This is a genomic window from Pseudooceanicola sp. NS-SX9 (assembly GCF_057380705.1).
On sequence record NZ_CM170818.1, the window covers coordinates 2,577,034 to 2,593,701 of the forward strand.

The 16,668-nt window shown below is 68.7% G+C and carries 12 protein-coding genes; 6 read left to right on the forward strand and 6 right to left on the reverse strand.

Annotated features, from left to right (window positions below; all coding sequences use genetic code 11):
• Window positions 1-687 precede the first annotated feature (687 nt).
• Complete coding sequence (locus AC2ITM_RS12180; RefSeq protein WP_486466909.1) at window positions 688-1,761, forward strand: AbrB family transcriptional regulator; 1,074 nt, start codon at window positions 688-690, stop codon at window positions 1,759-1,761.
• Window positions 1,762-1,930: 169 nt separating this feature from the next.
• Here the strand turns inward: AC2ITM_RS12180 and AC2ITM_RS12185 are convergent, their stop codons facing one another.
• A complete protein-coding gene (locus AC2ITM_RS12185) occupies window positions 1,931-3,997 on the reverse strand; it encodes a putative bifunctional diguanylate cyclase/phosphodiesterase (protein WP_486466910.1) in 2,067 nt (688 codons plus the stop codon).
• Between the two features lie 359 nt (window positions 3,998-4,356).
• The gene (locus tag AC2ITM_RS12190) at window positions 4,357-5,970 is read right to left on the reverse strand and encodes an OpgD/OpgG family glucan biosynthesis protein (RefSeq protein ID WP_486466911.1); all 1,614 of its coding nucleotides are present in this window, start codon (window positions 5,968-5,970) and stop codon (window positions 4,357-4,359) included.
• A gap of 242 nt (window positions 5,971-6,212) precedes the next feature.
• Between AC2ITM_RS12190 and AC2ITM_RS12195 the strand changes: the two genes are divergently transcribed.
• Window positions 6,213-7,253, forward strand: coding sequence for a patatin-like phospholipase family protein (locus AC2ITM_RS12195; RefSeq protein ID WP_486466912.1), 1,041 nt, complete (start codon window positions 6,213-6,215; stop codon window positions 7,251-7,253).
• Here the strand turns inward: AC2ITM_RS12195 and AC2ITM_RS12200 are convergent, their stop codons facing one another.
• From AC2ITM_RS12200 to AC2ITM_RS12210, 3 genes are all read right to left on the reverse strand, one after another.
• Complete coding sequence (locus tag AC2ITM_RS12200; RefSeq protein ID WP_486466913.1) at window positions 7,254-8,192, reverse strand: cation diffusion facilitator family transporter; 939 nt, start codon at window positions 8,190-8,192, stop codon at window positions 7,254-7,256.
• Between the two features lie 362 nt (window positions 8,193-8,554).
• Window positions 8,555-9,307, reverse strand: a complete 753-nt coding sequence (locus tag AC2ITM_RS12205; RefSeq protein WP_486466914.1) for an SDR family NAD(P)-dependent oxidoreductase — start codon at window positions 9,305-9,307, stop codon at window positions 8,555-8,557.
• 99 nt (window positions 9,308-9,406) lie between these two features.
• Window positions 9,407-10,357, reverse strand: coding sequence for a LysR family transcriptional regulator (locus tag AC2ITM_RS12210; protein WP_486466915.1), 951 nt, complete (start codon window positions 10,355-10,357; stop codon window positions 9,407-9,409).
• A gap of 108 nt (window positions 10,358-10,465) precedes the next feature.
• Between AC2ITM_RS12210 and speB the strand changes: the two genes are divergently transcribed.
• The 4 genes from speB (at window position 10,466) to AC2ITM_RS12230 (ending at window position 14,081) form a co-directional block, all read left to right on the forward strand.
• Complete coding sequence (gene speB, locus AC2ITM_RS12215) at window positions 10,466-11,434, forward strand: agmatinase (protein WP_486466916.1); 969 nt, start codon at window positions 10,466-10,468, stop codon at window positions 11,432-11,434.
• Window positions 11,435-11,496: 62 nt separating this feature from the next.
• The gene (locus AC2ITM_RS12220; protein WP_486466917.1) at window positions 11,497-12,483 is read left to right on the forward strand and encodes an ABC transporter substrate-binding protein; all 987 of its coding nucleotides are present in this window, start codon (window positions 11,497-11,499) and stop codon (window positions 12,481-12,483) included.
• A gap of 13 nt (window positions 12,484-12,496) precedes the next feature.
• Window positions 12,497-13,291 carry an ABC transporter permease gene (locus tag AC2ITM_RS12225; protein ID WP_486466918.1) on the forward strand — a complete coding sequence of 265 codons (795 nt, stop codon included), beginning with the start codon at window positions 12,497-12,499 and terminating at the stop codon, window positions 13,289-13,291.
• 13 nt (window positions 13,292-13,304) lie between these two features.
• The gene (locus tag AC2ITM_RS12230; RefSeq protein WP_486466919.1) at window positions 13,305-14,081 is read left to right on the forward strand and encodes an ABC transporter ATP-binding protein; all 777 of its coding nucleotides are present in this window, start codon (window positions 13,305-13,307) and stop codon (window positions 14,079-14,081) included.
• Here AC2ITM_RS12230 and AC2ITM_RS12235 read toward each other — a convergent pair.
• Complete coding sequence (locus tag AC2ITM_RS12235; RefSeq protein WP_486466920.1) at window positions 14,078-16,534, reverse strand: heavy metal translocating P-type ATPase; 2,457 nt, start codon at window positions 16,532-16,534, stop codon at window positions 14,078-14,080. The genes AC2ITM_RS12230 and AC2ITM_RS12235 overlap by 4 nt on opposite strands.
• Window positions 16,535-16,668: the final 134 nt, after the last annotated feature.

The following is a 16,668-nucleotide window of genomic DNA, read 5'->3' on the forward strand; positions in this document are numbered from 1 at the left end:
ATGCCCTTCCGGCGTCCCCCTTTCCGCCCAGGACCCGAGCCCACGCGGCAGGTCACCGGCCCGGCCGGGCCCCGGGCCTCCCCGGGCCTGCCCCTCCGGCGCAGCCATATCGGCCCCGGCCCCCGCGCTCCCGACGGGATGCGCCGGATCGGTCCCGGCCAAAGGCCCGAACCGCTTGCCTCCGCGCGGCTCGGGTGCCGAACCCAGCTCGTCCCGGCAGGGACCCTGATCAGCCCCCGCCAACGGTCCCAGCGGCCCCCAAGCCGCTCCGGTTGCCACCCCGGAGCCAAGGCCCTCCGCTCAGAGCGCGCCTGATCCGCCCCCGCCAGAGACCCCGGCCGCACGCCCCGCGCCGTTACGGGGACCAGCGCCGCCCCCCTCTGGCAGGGCACGCCGGACTGCAAGGGTTTGCGCCCCATGCCTCGGCGCCACGATCACGCCGGACCGGCCACCTGCCCCGGCCGGACCGATCCCGCCCAAAGGACCCGGCCGGCAAACGGCACCCTGGCCCGCCCCATGCCGCGCCTTGCCGGGCACGACCATCCCCCAGCAGCGGGCGGCAAGGGTGCATCCTGGCGAGACCGGCTGTGCGGCGCGGCTGCCTTGCGGCGGCGCCCCTTGCGGCATAGGGCTCGGGCCAGATCCCCCGAACGCCCCGCCGATGCAGGGCCTCAGCCCGGAGCCCCCATGGCCGCATCCCCCACCCTGTCCGCCCCGCTGTCCTGGACCCTTCTGATCCTGCTGGCCGCCGTCCTGTCGGTGCCGCTGGTGCTGCTGGGGCTGCCGGCCGCGGTGCTGTTGGGTGCGATGGCGGCGGGGATCATCTTCGGGGTCCGCGACAGCGGGCTGAAACTGCCGAAACGGCTGATGCAGCTGGTCCAGGGCGTGGTGGGCGCAATCCTGGCCAACAGCCTGTCCCCGGCGCTGCTGGGCGAGGTGGGACAATACTGGCCGCTGCTGCTGATCTTCACCGCGCTGACGCTGCTGTTCGCCTTCGCGGCCGGCTGGGGGCTGCACCGCGCCACCCGCGTCGACAGCGGCGCGGCGATCATGGGCAGCCTGCCGGGCATGGCCAGCGCCATGGTGCTGATCGCCCAGGAGCGCGGCATCGACAGCCGCATCGTCGCACTGATGCAGTACCTGCGTCTGGCCACGGTGATCGTCACGCTGTCGGTGATCTCGGCGCTGGTGCCAGGTACCGCAGCCCCCGCCCCGGTCGCCGCCGAACTGCCCCTGCTGGGCGCGCCCTGGGGCTATGTGGTGATGGGGCTGATCGCGCTTTGCGGGCTGCCCGCGGCGCGGCTGTCGCGGCTACCCGCCGCCTCGATGCTGATCCCGATGCTGCTGGGCAGCGCGGCCGAGCTCTCGGGCCTGGTCCATGTCAGCCTGCCGATGGCGCTGCGCGATCTGGTGTTCCTGGCGCTCGGGCTGCAGGTGGGGCTGCGCTTCACCCGGCCGGTGCTGCTGCAGGTGTTGCAGCTGGTGCCCGCCGTGCTGGCCTCCAGCCTGGTGCTGGTGGCGCTGAGCGCAGGCCTGGGCGGCATCGCCTGCCTGGTGCTGGGCACCGATTTCCTGACCGGCTTCCTGATCACCGCCCCCGGCAGCATCGACACGGTGGTGATGATCGCCGCCGCCGCCAAGGCCAACGTCAGCCTGGTCATTGCCTTCCAGACCGTGCGGCTGATCGCCGTGGTGACGGTGGGCCCGCTGCTGCTGGACCGCATTGCCCGCCTGCCGATCTGGCGGCACGCGATGGACTGACCGCAGGCCCGGGCTGCGCGCCAGGCCGGCATCCCCAAGGGGGCGCGGGCCTGCCAAAGCCCAGAGGCAGACGGTCAGCCCCGGGACCCCAACACGTCGCAAGCGGAACGGGACGCGGAACAGCCGGTCCGCAGCCTGGCCCCAAGGGACCTCGGGCCCGAAGGCGTCTTCAGGCCGAGCGCCGCGCCAGCGCCTCGGCCGCGCCCGGCACCAGTTGCAGCGCACCTTCGGCCACAAGCTGGCTCATCGGTTGCGGATGGCCCAGCAAAAAGCCCTGCCCCTCGGTACAGCCCTCGATTTCCAGGATGTTCAGCTGGTCCTCGGTCTCGATCCCCTCGGCCAGAACCGACAGCCCCAGGCCATGGCCAAGCGCCAGTATGGCGCGGATGATGGCGATGGTCTGCGGGTTGGTCTGCGCCTCGTGGACGAAGGCGCGGTCGATCTTGATCTTGTCGAACGGGAAACTCAGCAGCGTGTCGAGCGACGAATAGCCCGTGCCGAAATCGTCCAGCGCCACCTTCACCCCCAGCTTCTTGATCTGCCGCAGGATGTTGCGCGCCCGGTCGCCATCGGCAAAAACGGTGGATTCCGTCAGCTCCAGCTCCAGCCGGTGCGGCGGCAGGCCGGTTTCCTGCAGCACCTCGCCAATCAGCCGCGGCAGGTCCGCATGGTTGAACTGCACCGCCGAGAGGTTCACCGCCACCGTGTAGGGCTGCGCCCACAGCGCGGCATCCGCGCAGGCCCGCCGCAACACCCATTCGCCAATGTCCAGGATCACCCCGGTCTCTTCGGCCAGCGGAATGAAATCCGATGGCGGAATGTAGCCCTGGCCGGGGTGCTTCCACCGCAGCAGCGCCTCATAGCCCAGGGCCTCGCCGGTGACGACAAGGGTCTGGACCTGGTAATGCACTTCCAGCTCGTCGCGGGTGACGGCACCGCGCAGCTCGACCGACATGCGGCGGCGGGCCTTCACCAGCTCGTCCATGTCCTTTTCGTAGTAGCAGATCTTGCGCGACATGTCGTTCTTGGCCCGGTACATCGCCAGATCGGCATTCTGCACCAGCGCCTCGCGGTCGGCAGCATCGTCGGGAAACAGCGCCACGCCCAGGCTGGCGCCGGGCAGGATCTCGTAATCCTCAAGGCGGATGGGCTTGTGCAGCACCTCCTCCAGCCGTTCGAGGAAATTCGACAGATCATGGGTGCCGTCCAGCCGCAGCAATGCTGCAAATTCATCGCCGCCGACGCGGGCCACGAATTCGCCTTCCTCGGGACGGGTCACGGATTTCAGCCGGTGGCCCAGCACCCGCAGCACGTCATCGCCGGTCTTGTGGCCGCGCAGGTCGTTGATTTCCTTGAAGCGGTTCAGGTCGATGCCAACCAGCGCCACCTTGGTGCGCTGATCCTTTGCCAAGGCCAGCTCCAGGTCCAGCCGGCTGTCGAACCCCGAACGGTTCGCCAGATCGGTCAGCGTGTCGGTCACCGCCATCTGGCGCAGACGTTCCACGTTTTCCGAGCGCGACTGGTCGTCGATCAGGTAGCTGACCAGCCCCGCCGCCACCACCAGCGTCGACATCAGCGCGATGGCCAGCGCCAGCACGTGGAAGGCCTCGGCGTTGAACATGCCATGCGGCGTGTCGAGCGGCACCACCGTCAGCGCGCTCATGGCGGTGAAATGCACCAGCAGGATGCCGATCGCCATCAGCCCCGCCATCAGATCGGCCGCCCGGCGCAGGCGGCTCATGCCGGCGCGCAGGGCCAGGGCGCAGCACAGCACCACCATCGCCACCGCCAATGCCAGCATCGCGCCGTTCCAGTAGACCACCCCCTGGATGCGATAGGCCAGCATGCCGGTGAAATGCATCCCCGCCACCGCCAGTCCCACAACCGCCCCCCCGAACGTCGCCCGGTTGGCCGATCCCGGTCGCCCGGCCAGCAAGAAGCCCAGCGTCAGCCCCATTACGGCCACCAGCACCGAAAGCGCCGTCAGGATCGGGTCGAACGTGACAGGCATCCCGGGATCAAACCCCAGCATCGCCACGAAATGAGTGCACCAGATCGACACGCCCCCCGCCAGGGCCGCCAGGAAATGCCAGCCCGCCCGGGTGACACCGCCGGTCCGCCGGGCACGCTTGAACAGCCGAGCCGAAACCCAGCTGCCGGCCAGGCAGATCAGCACCGCCAGCAGGACCAGCCAGCGGTTGTGCGCGTAAGCGATGCAATTGAAAACCGTCACCATCGGCATTCCCGTTATTCCGCCACGGGCGCAGCTGCCCGGCCGGTCTGCTTTGCACTTACAGATCCCACACGCAGGGCGCGACCCGTAATTCTACGTACACCCTTGTCTTTTTGCGCGCTGCCAAAACCCTACGGGTCCGATAAGGCCAGCCTGATCCAGCCCGCCCGCAGGCTCAAGACAAGAAACGATCCGCGTCCGTTTCGATTCCCATAAGCGGAATTAAAGCCCCGAATTCACCGGCGCTTCTTAGCTGCCTTTGCGGCACCAAACAATCATTCCGGCCGCCGCAAAGGGCTTTTTTACAATGCTTCAGAACCGCATGCCCCGGGCCTGCCTGCCACCGGGGCACCCGCCGCGCCTCAGCCGTGCCGCGCCAGCAGTGCACGCAACTGCGACGGGAAAAGTTGCAACAGCAGGGTCTCGGTCATCGCATTGCCGCCGTGCTGGACAAAGATGCGCAGATCGATCGGCTGGTTGTCATCCGAGGCCAGCTTGGAGAAATCCAGATCGAACAGCGCCCGCCAATAGGCCTGCCCCACCACCGGATAGGCCGTCCCCCCCGAAACCGTACCCCGCGTGCTGGTCACCACCGGCAGCGTGTCGGGCCCGGCATGCAGCTGTTCAAAGCCCATGCCGTCGAAATCGCAGACGATGCGGACAACACCCTTGGGACGTTCCTGGCCGGGCGATCCACCGGCACCGATGCGCACCGCGGTAAAGCGGGCGCTGACCGGCGGCACGGGGCAGTCTTCCAGCCAGCTGAGGCGGTATTGCAGGCTGTATTCCGATCCGTTGGCCGCCGCCGCCTGGGGCGTCCAGAAGGCCACGATATTGTCGAAGGTCTCGTCATTGGTGGGCAGTTCGATCAGGGTGACGGCCCCGGCGCCCCAGTCGCCCATCGGCTCGATCCAGGCCGAGGCGCGTTTCTCGTAGAACACCGCGTCGTCCTGGTAATCGGCAAAGTTGCGGTCCCGCTGCATCAGCCCGAAGCCCTTGGGATCGGTGGTCGAGAAGCTGTTGGTCATCACCAGCGGCGGGTTGTTCAGCGGCCGGAAGATGCGCTCTCCGTTGCCGGAATGGATCTCAAGGCCGTCGCTGTCGTGGACCTCGGGGCGCCAGTCGGAACTGACCTGCCGGTCGTGCTTGCCGAACCAGTACATCGAGGTCAGCGGCGCCAGACCCAGCCGGCGCACGTCACCGCGCAGGAAGATGTCGGCCGATACCTCCTGGATGACACCCTGGTCCTGCCAGGACAGGATCTGGTAGGCGCCGGTGGCGCGGGGGCTTTCCAGCAGCGCATAGGTGGTGATGCGCCCGTCGCCCTGTTCCTGCAGCCAAAAGCGCGAAAAGCGCGGGAATTCCTCGGCGCCGTCGGGCAGGCCGGTATCCAGCGCCAGGCCGCGGGCCGACAGGCCGAACTGGCCCGAATAGCCCGCCGTGCGCCAGTACGAGGCGCCCAGGAACGACATCCAGTCGTTGCCCGTGGTGGTATCTTGCACCGAGAACCCCGCAAATCCGTCGGTCTTGGTCAGCTTCTGTGCCGGGTTGCCATCGGGAATGTCGAAGAAATCCTTCGAGAACGGTACTTCGCGCGCCTGGCCATCCTGCAGGACGAAGATCTGCACCGGATCGGGGAAGTAGCGGCCGGGGTAGAAGAAATCGACGGGGAAATCCTGTGGCAGCCCGTTGTAGAGCGCCTGATCCTTGCGAAAGCGGATCTGGCTGTGGGCCTCGTAGTCGATGTCGTGGATCAGATCGGCATCGGGCACCGGCACCGGCGCATAGGGTTTCTGGGCCATGTCGCGCGCCATGGCGCGCAGCGCGTCAAAGCTGAAGGGCTGCGGATCCCCCAGCGTGACGCCCGCGGCGGTGATCGCCGCCTGGGCGCGCGCCAGCTGCGGCAGCACGAAAAAGGCACCGGCGCCGGCGGCTGCCGCCAGGAAACGGCGGCGGTCAGGATGATCGACGGTCATGCGTCTCTCCGGTCAAAAAGCGTGGGCCATGGTTTGACCCAGTTTTCCGGCCGCGCAAACAGAAATACGTTCCGCAGGCAGGCCGCCGCCCAGGGGTGTGGCGTCAATGCCGGTGCGCGGCCGCCCCCGCCTGCCCAAGACACAGGCAGCGCCGCCCGTGCCGTGCAGGAAATCGCTGGCCGGAACCGGACAAGCACACTACGCTGCACTGCAGCACAACCGCATCCAGCCAGAGGTCCCTGATGGTCGTACCAGCCAAGCCGATATCGCTCGACGTGGCCCTGCAAGGCGGTGGGGCACATGGGGCCTTCACCTGGGGCGCGCTGGACCGTCTGCTGCAGGAAAAGGACCTGACCATCGCGGCGCTTTCGGGCGCCAGTGCGGGGGGGATGAATGCGGTGGTGGCGGCCTCGGGGCTGGTCAACGGCCGCCCCGAAGAGGCCCGCGAGGCCCTCGCACGCTTCTGGACCGAGATCAACGAGGCCGCCCGCGCCGCCTTCCCGATCTTTCCCCTGATCGAGGCCTTCCCGGGCGTGCTGTCGGCGGCGGGGGCCTGGTGGTCGACACTGACCGGCGGCATGGTCAACCTGCGCGCCCGCCCCGCCCAGGGCCGTGCCACCCAGGACATGCTGCGCGACATCCTGACCAGCATCATCGACTTCGAGGCGCTGCGCGGCGGCGCCGGGCCGCAGTTGTTCATCTCGGCCACCGATGCGCGCACCGGCGCCGCGCGGATCTTTACCCGCGCGGAAATGACGCCCGAGGTCCTGTTGGCCTCGGCCTGCCTGCCGGGGCTGTTCCCGCCGGTCAGCATCGACGGGGTGGATTACTGGGACGGCGGCTATTCCGCCAACCCGCCGCTGCTGCCGCTGGTGCGCCATTCTCCGGTCAGTGACCTGCTGCTGATCACCATCAACCCGCTCGACCATGACGAGACCCCGACCGACCCCGAGGCCATCGCCGCCCGCATCAACGAACTGACCTTCAACCAGGGCCTGCTGCGGGAAATGCGCGGTCTGGCGCTGCTGAAAGAGGAACTGCGCGCCCAGCCCCTGCTGGTGCCCACTGGGCTGATGAAGGCGGTGCGCGACCTGCGCTTTCATGAAATCCACGACGAGGCGCATATGTCGAAGCTGGATCAGGAGTCCAAGCTGATGCCCTCGTGGCCGCTGCTGGAGGAGCTGCGCGACCACGGCCAGGCCGCCGCCGACACCTGGCTGACCAAGCATCGCGGGGCGCTCGGGCGGCGCTCGACGATGGATCTGGCCGGGCGCTACCTGTGATCAGGCGGCCTGCCGCAGGGCCTCGACCTCCAGGAAGATCCGGCTGACCTCGGGGTGGGCCTTGCGGATGTGGGCCTGGACACGCTCGACCGTCTCGAAGACCTGCGCCCCCGAGGCGCCGGGATCAAAGCGGATCTCGATGTTCAGCAGCACCTGGTCGGGGGCGAAATGCATGGTCAGCAGATGCGTCACCTGCGCCACGCAGGGGTCCGCCGCGGCCAGCGCCCGGACCGAGGCCACCAGATCCTCATCCGCGGCCTCGCCCATGATCAGCGCCCGGGTTTCCCCGATCAGCAGCGCCGCCACCGCGATCAGGATGACCCCGATCGCCACCGAGGCCACCCCATCCCAGACCGGCGCATCCCATGTCACCGACAGCCAGACCCCGGCGGCGGCGGCCAGGATGCCCAGAAGGGCGGCGAAATCCTCGGCCACGACGATGTAGACGGCCGGGTCCTTGCTGCGGCGAAAGGTGCGCAGGATCCCCTCGCCGGGCTTGCGGGTCTTCATCAGGGCGCGCAGGGCGATGACGAAGGACGTGCCCTCGGCCAGCAGGGCGATGCCCAGCACGGCGTAGTTCCAGACCGGCGCCTCGATCGGTTCGGGGGCGCGGATGTGGCGGATCCCCTGCCAGACCGACAGGCCGCCGCCCAGCAGGAACAGCAGCATCGCCACCAGCAGCGACCAGAAGTACAGCTCCTTGCCATAGCCGAAGGGGTGGCGGGCATTGGCGGGCTTGTGCGAACGCCGCACGCCCAGCAGCAGAAGCGCCTCGTTGCCGGTATCGACCACCGAATGCACCGCCTCGGACAGCATCGAGGCACTGCCGGTAAAGCTCGCCGCGGCGAATTTCGCGACCGCGATCAGCAGGTTGGCCGCCAGCGCCCCGTAGACGGCAATGGGGCGTTCGGGGGCGGCAGGCGGGGCGGTGTCAGGCATTGCGGGGTCCTTCGGGGGGCGGGTTGCGCCGCGATGCGGCATCGCCCACCCAACCCGAAGGCCCCGACTGCGGTTCCCCGCCGCCCGGGAGGCCCGCCCCCCGAGGGCCATCCCACCCGTGTCCTGACCTTGCGTCCCCGGCCGGTGGCCCCCCGCAGGAAGGCATCAGCCGATGTGCCCACGCCAGAGGGTTTCGGCCGATAGGCCCCCGCCGGTGCGCCTCGGTCGGTGGGCCTCGGCCGGTGAGCCTAAGCCCGAGGGCCTTTGCCGGTAGCCCCCCGCCGGCGGCCCCCCGTCAGAGGGCCCGAGCCGGAAGGCCGCCGCCATAAGGCTTCGGCCGGTGCCCCCCCCGCCCGAGGGTCTCAGCCGCGGTGCACGGCCAGCGGGCCCCAGCCCTGGCTGACCGGCATGACCTCGAGCGCGTTGATGTTGACATGGGCGGGCAGCCCCGCGACCCAGGCGATGGTCTCGGCGATGTCCTCGGGCTGCAGGGGATGGGCGCCGGCATAGAGCTTGTCGTAGGCCTCCTGGTTGCCGCCCGTGCGCACCAGGGTGAATTCGCTTTCCGCCATCCCCGGTTCGATCGAGGTGACGCGCACGCCGGTACCCGCCAGATCGGCCCGAAGCCCCAGCGAGAACTGCCGCACGAAGGCCTTGGTGCCGCCGTAGACATTGCCGCCCGGATAGGGCCAGTGCGCGGCGATGGAGGACAGGTTGACGATCAGGCCGCGGGTCTCGATCAGGCGATCCAGCAGCAGCCGCGTCATGGTGGCAAGGCCGGTGACATTGGTGTCGATCATCGCCTTCCAGTCGCCCAGGTCGCAGTGCTGCGCCGGCGCCGTGCCGCGCGCCAGCCCGGCATTGTTGACCAGCGCGTCGATGCGGGTGAATTCCACCGGCAGGCTGTCGATGGCGGCGCGGGTCGCGGCCTCGTCGCGGATGTCGAAGCACAGCGGATGGGCGATGGCGGGGCCGCCCAGGGCCTCGACCAGGGCGCTCAGGCGATCCGCGCGGCGGCCGGTCACGACAACCTTCCAGCCCTCGGCCACGAGGCGGCGGGCAATGGCGTCTCCGAAACCGGCGGTGGCGCCGGTGATCAGGGCGGTCTTTTTCATGGGGGGTCTCCGTGGTGGCGGGGGGAAGGAGGCCCCCCGTTGCGTCGGGCGCAGGGAACACCCTGGCGCCGGGAAAGGACAGGGCCAGATCCTGCGGGCCTATGGATCCAGCGGTGCGGCGGCCGGACGCGGGCCCAGCTGCGGCCGATGTGCCTGCAAAAGCATCCGCCGGAACACCTGGGCGATCTGCGACAGCTCTGGCTGGACGAAATGCGCCAGGCAGATCCCGAGGTCAAAGCGGATCACGTCGGGGCGCAGCGCCTGCATCCGGCCCTGCTCGACCCAGGCGCGGGCGGTGTGTTCGGGCATGACGCCCAGATAGCGCCCGCTCAGGACCAGATGCACCAGCCCCTCCATCGCATTGACCGAGGCGACCGGCGGATCGGCAAAGATCGTCTGGTAGGCGGCCGTCACCGAATAGCTGCGCCGGGCATGGGCATGGCGGGCGATCTGGTCCAGCTTCAGCTGGCCGGGATCCTGGCCGAACAGCGGATGACCTGCGCCGCAGTACAGGTACTGGGCTTCGTGGAACAGGGGCTCCAGCCCGATGCCGGCGTTCATCGGCAGGTTCGGCACCAGCGCCATGTCGATCCGCCGGTTCAGCAGCGCGGTTTCCGCCTGGTTCGGCGCGATCACCGAAAGCGAGACATGCACATCGGGCACCTCGCGGTTGAAATCCGCCAGCGCCTGCCACAGCCGGCATTGCGGGTGCTCGGCGATGGCGTCGATCAGGCCGATGCGCAGCTCGCCCACCAGGCGACCGCGCATCACCCCCATCTCGGTGCGGAAATGTTCCAGCGCGGCCAGGCAGCGGACGGTTTCGTTGAAGACCTTGCGGCCCTCTTCGGTCAGCGCAAAGCCCGAGCGCCCCCGCCGGCACAGCGTCAGCCCCAGCCGCGTCTCAAGCGCCGACATCTGCGCGCTGATGGTCGAACGCGACAGGCCCAGCACCTCTTGCGCGGCGCTGAAGCCGTTCTGTTCGACCACGGTGCGAAAGATCCGCAGCTGGCGCAGGTCGACATCGCTGATCGGCGGCACATGGCTGGACATAGGTTGGCCTTTTCGGACGTTTGGTTTTTAAGTTCTGTATTATTGGACGTGATCTTTCATGGCAACCTGATCCCGAGGCGCAACCCGGCGCCGACCACGGAGACGACCATGACCGACACCTCTTCCCTGTCCTTCGCCCCGGTTTCGGGCATGCAGGCGCCGCGCTACACGGGGATCGCCAGCTTCATGCGGCTGCCCTACCTTGCGCCCGGCCATCCGGCGCTGGATCAGGTGCAGATCGGGCTGGTGGGCGTGCCCTGGGACGGCGGCACCACCAACCGCCCCGGCCCCCGCCACGGGCCGCGCCAGCTGCGCGACCAGTCGACCATGGTGCGCCACATCCACCCGGCCTCGGGCATCAACCCCTTCACCACGGTGAACTGTGCCGATCTGGGCGACTGCCCGGTGAACCCGGCCGATGTGATGGACACGATGGCGCGCGTCACCGCCTTCTACGCCGATCTGGTGGCGCGCGGCATCCGGCCGCTCAGCGCGGGGGGCGATCATCTGGTGTCCTACCCGATCCTGCGCGCGCTTGGCGCCGCGGCCCCGCTGGGGATGATCCATTTCGACGCCCATACGGACCTGTTCGACACCTATTTCAACGGCAACCGCTTTACCCATGGCACGCCCTTCCGCCGCGCCATCGAAGACGGCTATCTGGATCCCAAGCGGGTCGTGCAGATCGGCATCCGGGGCGCCGCCTATGACCAGGCCGACATCGACTGGGGCCTGGCACAGGGCGTCCGCATCATCCGCATCGAAGAGGTCGAATCCCGCGGCCTGGCCGATGTGATGGACGAGGCCCGCGCCATCGTCGGCGACCGGCCCACCTATGTCAGCTTCGACATCGACGCCATCGACCCGGCCTTCGCCCCCGGCACCGGCACCCCCGAGATCGGCGGCTTTACCACCCGCGAGGCCCAGGCGATGGTTCGCAGCCTTCAGGGGCTGACGCTGGCGGGCGCCGATCTGGTCGAGGTCTCGCCGCCCTTCGATCCCGCCGGCATGACCGCGATGGTGGGCGCCACGATGATGTACGAACTGCTGTGCGTCATGGCCGCCAGCCCCGCCTGATCCCTTCCCAAAGACCACCCCAGACGGATCGCCCAAGATCCGCCCCAACTCGGAGACCTCCCATGACCAAGACCAAGATGACCGCGCGCCTGCGTCTGGGCGCCCTTGCCCTGCTGGGCAGCCTTGCCACCCTGTCGCCGGCAATGGCCGACGAGAGCCTGAAGATCGGCATTTCCACCTGGGTGGGCTATGGGCCGCTCTACATCGCCGAGAAGGAAGGCTTCTTCAAGGACGAGGGGCTGAAGGTCCAGCTGATCAAGATGGAAGACGTCAAGACCCGGATGCCGGCGCTGGCGGCGGGCCGGATCGACGCGGTGACCACCACCATCGACACCGTGCTGGGCTTTACCTCGGCCGAGCATCCGCTGACCTATCTTTTCGCCGTCGATGACAGCCACGGCGGCGACGGCATCGTGGCGCGCGCCGACATCACCTCGGTCGAGGGGCTGAAGGGCAAGAAGGTGGCCTTTGCGCAGGGCTCGGTGTCGCAGTTCTACCTGTCGGTGCTGCTGAAACAGGCCGGCATGACGCTGAAGGACATCGACGCGCTGAACATGACCGCAGGCGATGCGGGCGCGGCCTTCGTGGCCGGCAAGGTCGATGCCGCCGTCACCTGGGAACCCTGGCTGACCCGCGGCAAGCAGGCCAAGGACAGCCACCTGCTGGTCGACAGCGCGACCTCGCCGGGGCTGATCACCGATGTCATGGTCACCACCGACAAGATGGCGGCCGAGCACAAGGACGCCATGCAGGGCCTCTACCGCGCCTGGGTCAAGGCCGTGGACTGGCAGAAGGCGCATCCCGAAGAGGCTGACAAGATCATGGCCAAGGGCGTCGGCGGCTGGCTGGAAGACCCCGAGATCTTTGCCGAAACCCGCACCGGCATCATCTTCTACGACGCTGCGATGAACCAGAAGTTCATGGATCCCGCCAATCCCGACGGCATCGTCGCCACCATCGCCAATGCCGAAACCCTGGGCCGCGAGGGGGGCCTTTACGACGTGTCGACGACACCCGCCGACATGCTGACCCCCGGCATCGTGCAGTAAGGGCGGCCGATCCATGTGGACCCGTTCCCTCTTCGCACCCAAGGTCGAGATCCCGCGTCCGACCTATCTGGCGCTCTCCTGCGGCTCGGCCCTTGCGGTGCTGGCGCTGTGGTGCGGGCTGACCTACGGGGGGCTGACGCCCCCCGACTTCCTGGCCACCCCGGGCCAGGTCATCGCGGCCGCCATCAAGCGGATCGAGGATTTCTCGCTGTTCGAGAACATCTGGGCCAGCCTTGTCGTGATCCTCTCGGGCTTCCTGCTGGCCTCGGTCTGCGCGGTGCCGCTGGGCATCCTGATGGGCAGCTTCCGCGCCGTGCAGGCGGTGATCGAACCGATCACCGGCTTCATGCGCTACATCCCCGTCTCGGCGCTGATCCCGCTGCTGATCCTGTGGATCGGCATCGGGGTGGAACAGAAGATCATGGTGATCTTCCTGGGCACGTTCTTCCAGCAGCTGATCCTGATCTCGGACGTGTCGGCGCGGGTCAGCAAGGACCTGATCGACTGCGCCTACACGCTGGGCGCCCGCCGCAAGGAGGTGATCTGGCACGTCCTGCTGCCCGCCTGCCTGCCGGGCGTCATGGACAACCTGCGCGTCACCATGGGCTGGGCCTGGACCTATCTTGTCGTGGCCGAGCTGGTCGCGGCGGATGCGGGCCTTGGCTACATGATCCTGAACGCGATGCGGGGGCTTTTCACCGATGTCATCCTGCTGGGGGTCTTCACCATCGGCTTCCTGGGGCTGCTGACGGATTTCATCTTCAAATGGCTGCGCCGGCGCCTGCTGCCCTGGTCCGCAAGCTTCTGAGAAAGGCCAGACCATGACCAACCTTCTGGAAATGCGCGACATCACCGTGCGCTTCACCCCCAAGGGCAAACCCGCGGTGCTGGCGCTGGACGGCGTGTCGCTGGATGTGGCGGCGAACCGGTTCTCGGTCATCGTGGGGCCGTCGGGCTGCGGCAAGTCCACGCTGCTGCGCCTTGCGGCGGGGCTCGAGGTGCCGACATCGGGGGTGCTGCGCCTTGACGGCCAGCCGATCGACGGGCCCTCGGCGGACCGCGGCATGGTGTTCCAAAGCTACACCCTGTTCCCCTGGCTGACGGTGCGCGAGAACGTCATGTTCGGCCCCAGGCTGAAGAAGCTCGCGAAATCCGAATGCGAGGACATCGCCGACCGGCTGATCGGCGCGGTCCACCTGAAAGGGTTCGAAAACTCCTATCCGCAGGAGCTGTCGGGCGGCATGAGGCAGCGCGTGGCGCTGGCGCGGGCGCTGGCCAATGACCCGCGCATCCTGCTGATGGACGAACCCTTCGGGGCGCTCGACAGCCAGACCCGCCAGCAGATGCAGGAACTGCTGCTGGAGATCTGGCAGGACAGCCGCAAGACCGTCCTCTTCATCACCCATGACATCGACGAGGCGATCTTTCTGGGTGACGAGGTGCATGTGATGGGGGCGCGGCCGGGCCGCATCCGCCAGTCCTTCGCCATCGACATCCCCCGGCCGCGCGACATCGAGGTGCTGACCAACCCCGCCTTCACCGCCTACAAGCGCGAGATCCTGCACCTGATGCACGGCGGCGAGACCCGCGTGGCCTAACCCGCCAGCTGCGCCGGGGCGATCCGGCGCAGCCGCAGCGCATTCGACAGCACAAAGACCGACGACAGCGCCATCGCCCCCGCCGACAGCATCGGCGACAGCAGCACCCCAAGGCCCGGGTACAGCACCCCCGCCGCCACCGGGATCAGCGCGGCATTGTAGGCAAAGGCCCAGAACAGGTTCTGCCGGATGTTGCCCATGGTCCGGCGCGACACCTGCAGCGCGTTCACCACCCCGCCCAGGGCCCCCGACATCAGCACCACATCGGCAGATTCGATCGCCACATCCGTGCCGGTGCCGATGGCAATGCCCACATCCGCATGGGCCAGCGCCGGGGCATCGTTGATGCCATCCCCCACAAAGGCCACCCGGCGCCCGCCCTGCTGCAGTTCCGCCAGCGCCGCCACCTTGCCATCGGGCAGCACCCCGGCGATCACCCGGTCGATGCCGGTCTCGGCGGCGATGGCACGCGCGGTTTCCGCGCGGTCGCCGGTGATCATCGCGACCTGCAGGCCCTGCGCCTTCAGCGCCGCGATGACCGCGCGGCTGTCGGGCTTGACCGGATCCGCCACGCCGATCACCGCCGCCAGCCTGCCATCGACGGCGGCAAAAAGCGCCGTGCGCCCCTGCGTCGCCAGCGCCGTTTCCCGATCCGCCAGCACCGCCGTGTCGATGCCTTCGCGCGCCATGAAGCGCCCGGCGCCCACCAGCACATCCGCGCCCCCGACCCGGGCCCGCACGCCATGCCCGGTGACCGAGGCAAAGTCTTCGGCGGCAAGTGCGGCCAGCCCCTCGGCCTGCGCCGCGCGGGTGATGGCCTGGGCGACGGGATGTTCCGAACGCCCCTCGACCGCGGCGATCTGCGCCAGCAGGGTGGCGCGGTCAAAGCCGGGCGCAAGCTCCAGATCCGTCAGCGCGGGGCGGCCTTCGGTGACGGTGCCGGTCTTGTCGAGCGCCACCACCTGCACCGAGGCCAGCTGCTGCAGTGCATCCCCCTTGCGGAACAGCACCCCCAGATCGGCGGCCCGCCCGGTGCCCACCATGATCGAGGTGGGCGTCGCCAGACCCATCGCGCAGGGGCAGGCGATGATCAGCACCGACACCCCCGCCACCAGCGCCAGCGTGCCACCGGGACCAAAGATCAGCCAGGCCAGCACCGTCAGCACCGCGATCCCCATGACCACCGGCACGAACCACAGGGTGATGCGGTCCACCAGCCCCTGGATCGGCAGCTTGGCGCCCTGCGCCTCTTCGACCATGCGGATGATCTGCGCCAGCGTCGTGTCGGCCCCCACCCGCGTGGCACGCAGCCCCAGCGCGCCCGTGCCGTTCACCGTGCCGCCGGTCACCGCATCGCCCGGGGCCTTCAGCACCGGGGCAGGTTCGCCGGTCAGCATGCTTTCATCGACGCGGCTTTCGCCCTCGGTCACCTCGGCATCGACGGCGATGCGTTCACCGGGACGAACCTGAAGGATGTCGCCCACGCGGACCTCCTCGACCGGCAGATCGACGGCCTGGCCATCGCGCAGAACCCGCGCGGTGCGCACCTGCAACCCCAGCAGAGACTTGATCGCGGCGCCGGTGCGGCCCTTGGCGCGGGCCTCCAGGAAGCGGCCCAGCAGGATCAGCACGACAATGACGGCGGCGGCCTCGAAATAGACGGCGCGCACCGCCTCGGGCAGCAGCCCCGGCAGGAAGGTCGCGATGACCGAATAAAGATAGGCCGCCCCCGAACCCACCGCGACCAGGCTGTTCATGTCGGGCGCGCCCTTCAGCAGCGCCGGGATGCCGCGCAGGTAGAACATCCGCCCCGGCCCCGCCAGCACCAGCGTCGTCAGCACGAACTGCCCGATCCAGCTGGCTTCCTGCCCCAGCGTGGCATTGATCCAGTGGTGGAAGGCGGGCACCAGATGGCCGCCCATCTCGACCAGGAAGACCGGCAGCGCCAGCACCGCCGCCAGGATCATCCGGCGGGCCAGGTCGTGGGCCTCCTGTTCCTTGCGGGCGCTGCGGTCCAGGGTTTCCCCGGATTGCGCCAGGCTGGCCGGATAGCCCGCCGCCGCGCTGGCCGCCACCAGATCAGCCGGCGTCACCGCGCCTTCGGCATAGCGCACCCGGGCGGTTTCCGAGGCCAGGTTCACGTTCACCTCCAGCACCCCCGGCACCGCCTGCAGCGCCCGGTCCACCCGCCCCACGCAGGAGGCACAGGACATCTCGTGCACGCTCAGCACCGCTTCGGCCGTGCGCGCCGGATAGCCCAGCCGATCAAGCGCCTGCACCACCTGCGGCAATTGCGCGGGCGAGGCCAGCGTCATCCGCGCCGTTTCGGAGGCGAGGTTGACCGAGACATCCCCCACCCCCTCCACCGCCTTCAGGCCACGGTCGACACGGCCCACGCAGGAGGCGCAGGACATGCCTTCGACAGACAGGGTAACAGGGGTTTGCATGGACATCTCGGCCTCCGGTTTGTTTCAGATCTGTGGCCTAGATCGGGCTTCCAGCAACTGGAAGGTCAACCCTCGTCGGAAAACTTTCTGCCGGCCGCGCCGAAAGGCTTGACCTTCCCCCTGCTGGAACCTCCATCTGC

Excerpts from the sequence above, each read along its gene's own strand:
- AC2ITM_RS12220 (WP_486466917.1), top strand. The coding sequence starts at position 11,497 with ATGACCAAGACCAAGATGACCGCGCGCCTGCGTCTGGGCGCCCTTGCC.
- AC2ITM_RS12225 (WP_486466918.1), top strand. The coding sequence starts at position 12,497 with ATGTGGACCCGTTCCCTCTTCGCACCCAAGGTCGAGATCCCGCGTCCG.
- AC2ITM_RS12205 (WP_486466914.1), bottom strand. The coding sequence starts at position 9,307 with ATGAAAAAGACCGCCCTGATCACCGGCGCCACCGCCGGTTTCGGAGAC.
- AC2ITM_RS12180 (WP_486466909.1), top strand. The coding sequence starts at position 688 with ATGGCCGCATCCCCCACCCTGTCCGCCCCGCTGTCCTGGACCCTTCTG.
- AC2ITM_RS12235 (WP_486466920.1), bottom strand. The coding sequence starts at position 16,534 with ATGTCCATGCAAACCCCTGTTACCCTGTCTGTCGAAGGCATGTCCTGC.
- AC2ITM_RS12210 (WP_486466915.1), bottom strand. The coding sequence starts at position 10,357 with ATGTCCAGCCATGTGCCGCCGATCAGCGATGTCGACCTGCGCCAGCTG.
- AC2ITM_RS12190 (WP_486466911.1), bottom strand. The coding sequence starts at position 5,970 with ATGACCGTCGATCATCCTGACCGCCGCCGTTTCCTGGCGGCAGCCGCC.
- AC2ITM_RS12185 (WP_486466910.1), bottom strand. The coding sequence starts at position 3,997 with ATGGTGACGGTTTTCAATTGCATCGCTTACGCGCACAACCGCTGGCTG.
- AC2ITM_RS12200 (WP_486466913.1), bottom strand. The coding sequence starts at position 8,192 with ATGCCTGACACCGCCCCGCCTGCCGCCCCCGAACGCCCCATTGCCGTC.
- AC2ITM_RS12195 (WP_486466912.1), top strand. The coding sequence starts at position 6,213 with ATGGTCGTACCAGCCAAGCCGATATCGCTCGACGTGGCCCTGCAAGGC.
- AC2ITM_RS12230 (WP_486466919.1), top strand. The coding sequence starts at position 13,305 with ATGACCAACCTTCTGGAAATGCGCGACATCACCGTGCGCTTCACCCCC.
- speB (WP_486466916.1), top strand. The coding sequence starts at position 10,466 with ATGACCGACACCTCTTCCCTGTCCTTCGCCCCGGTTTCGGGCATGCAG.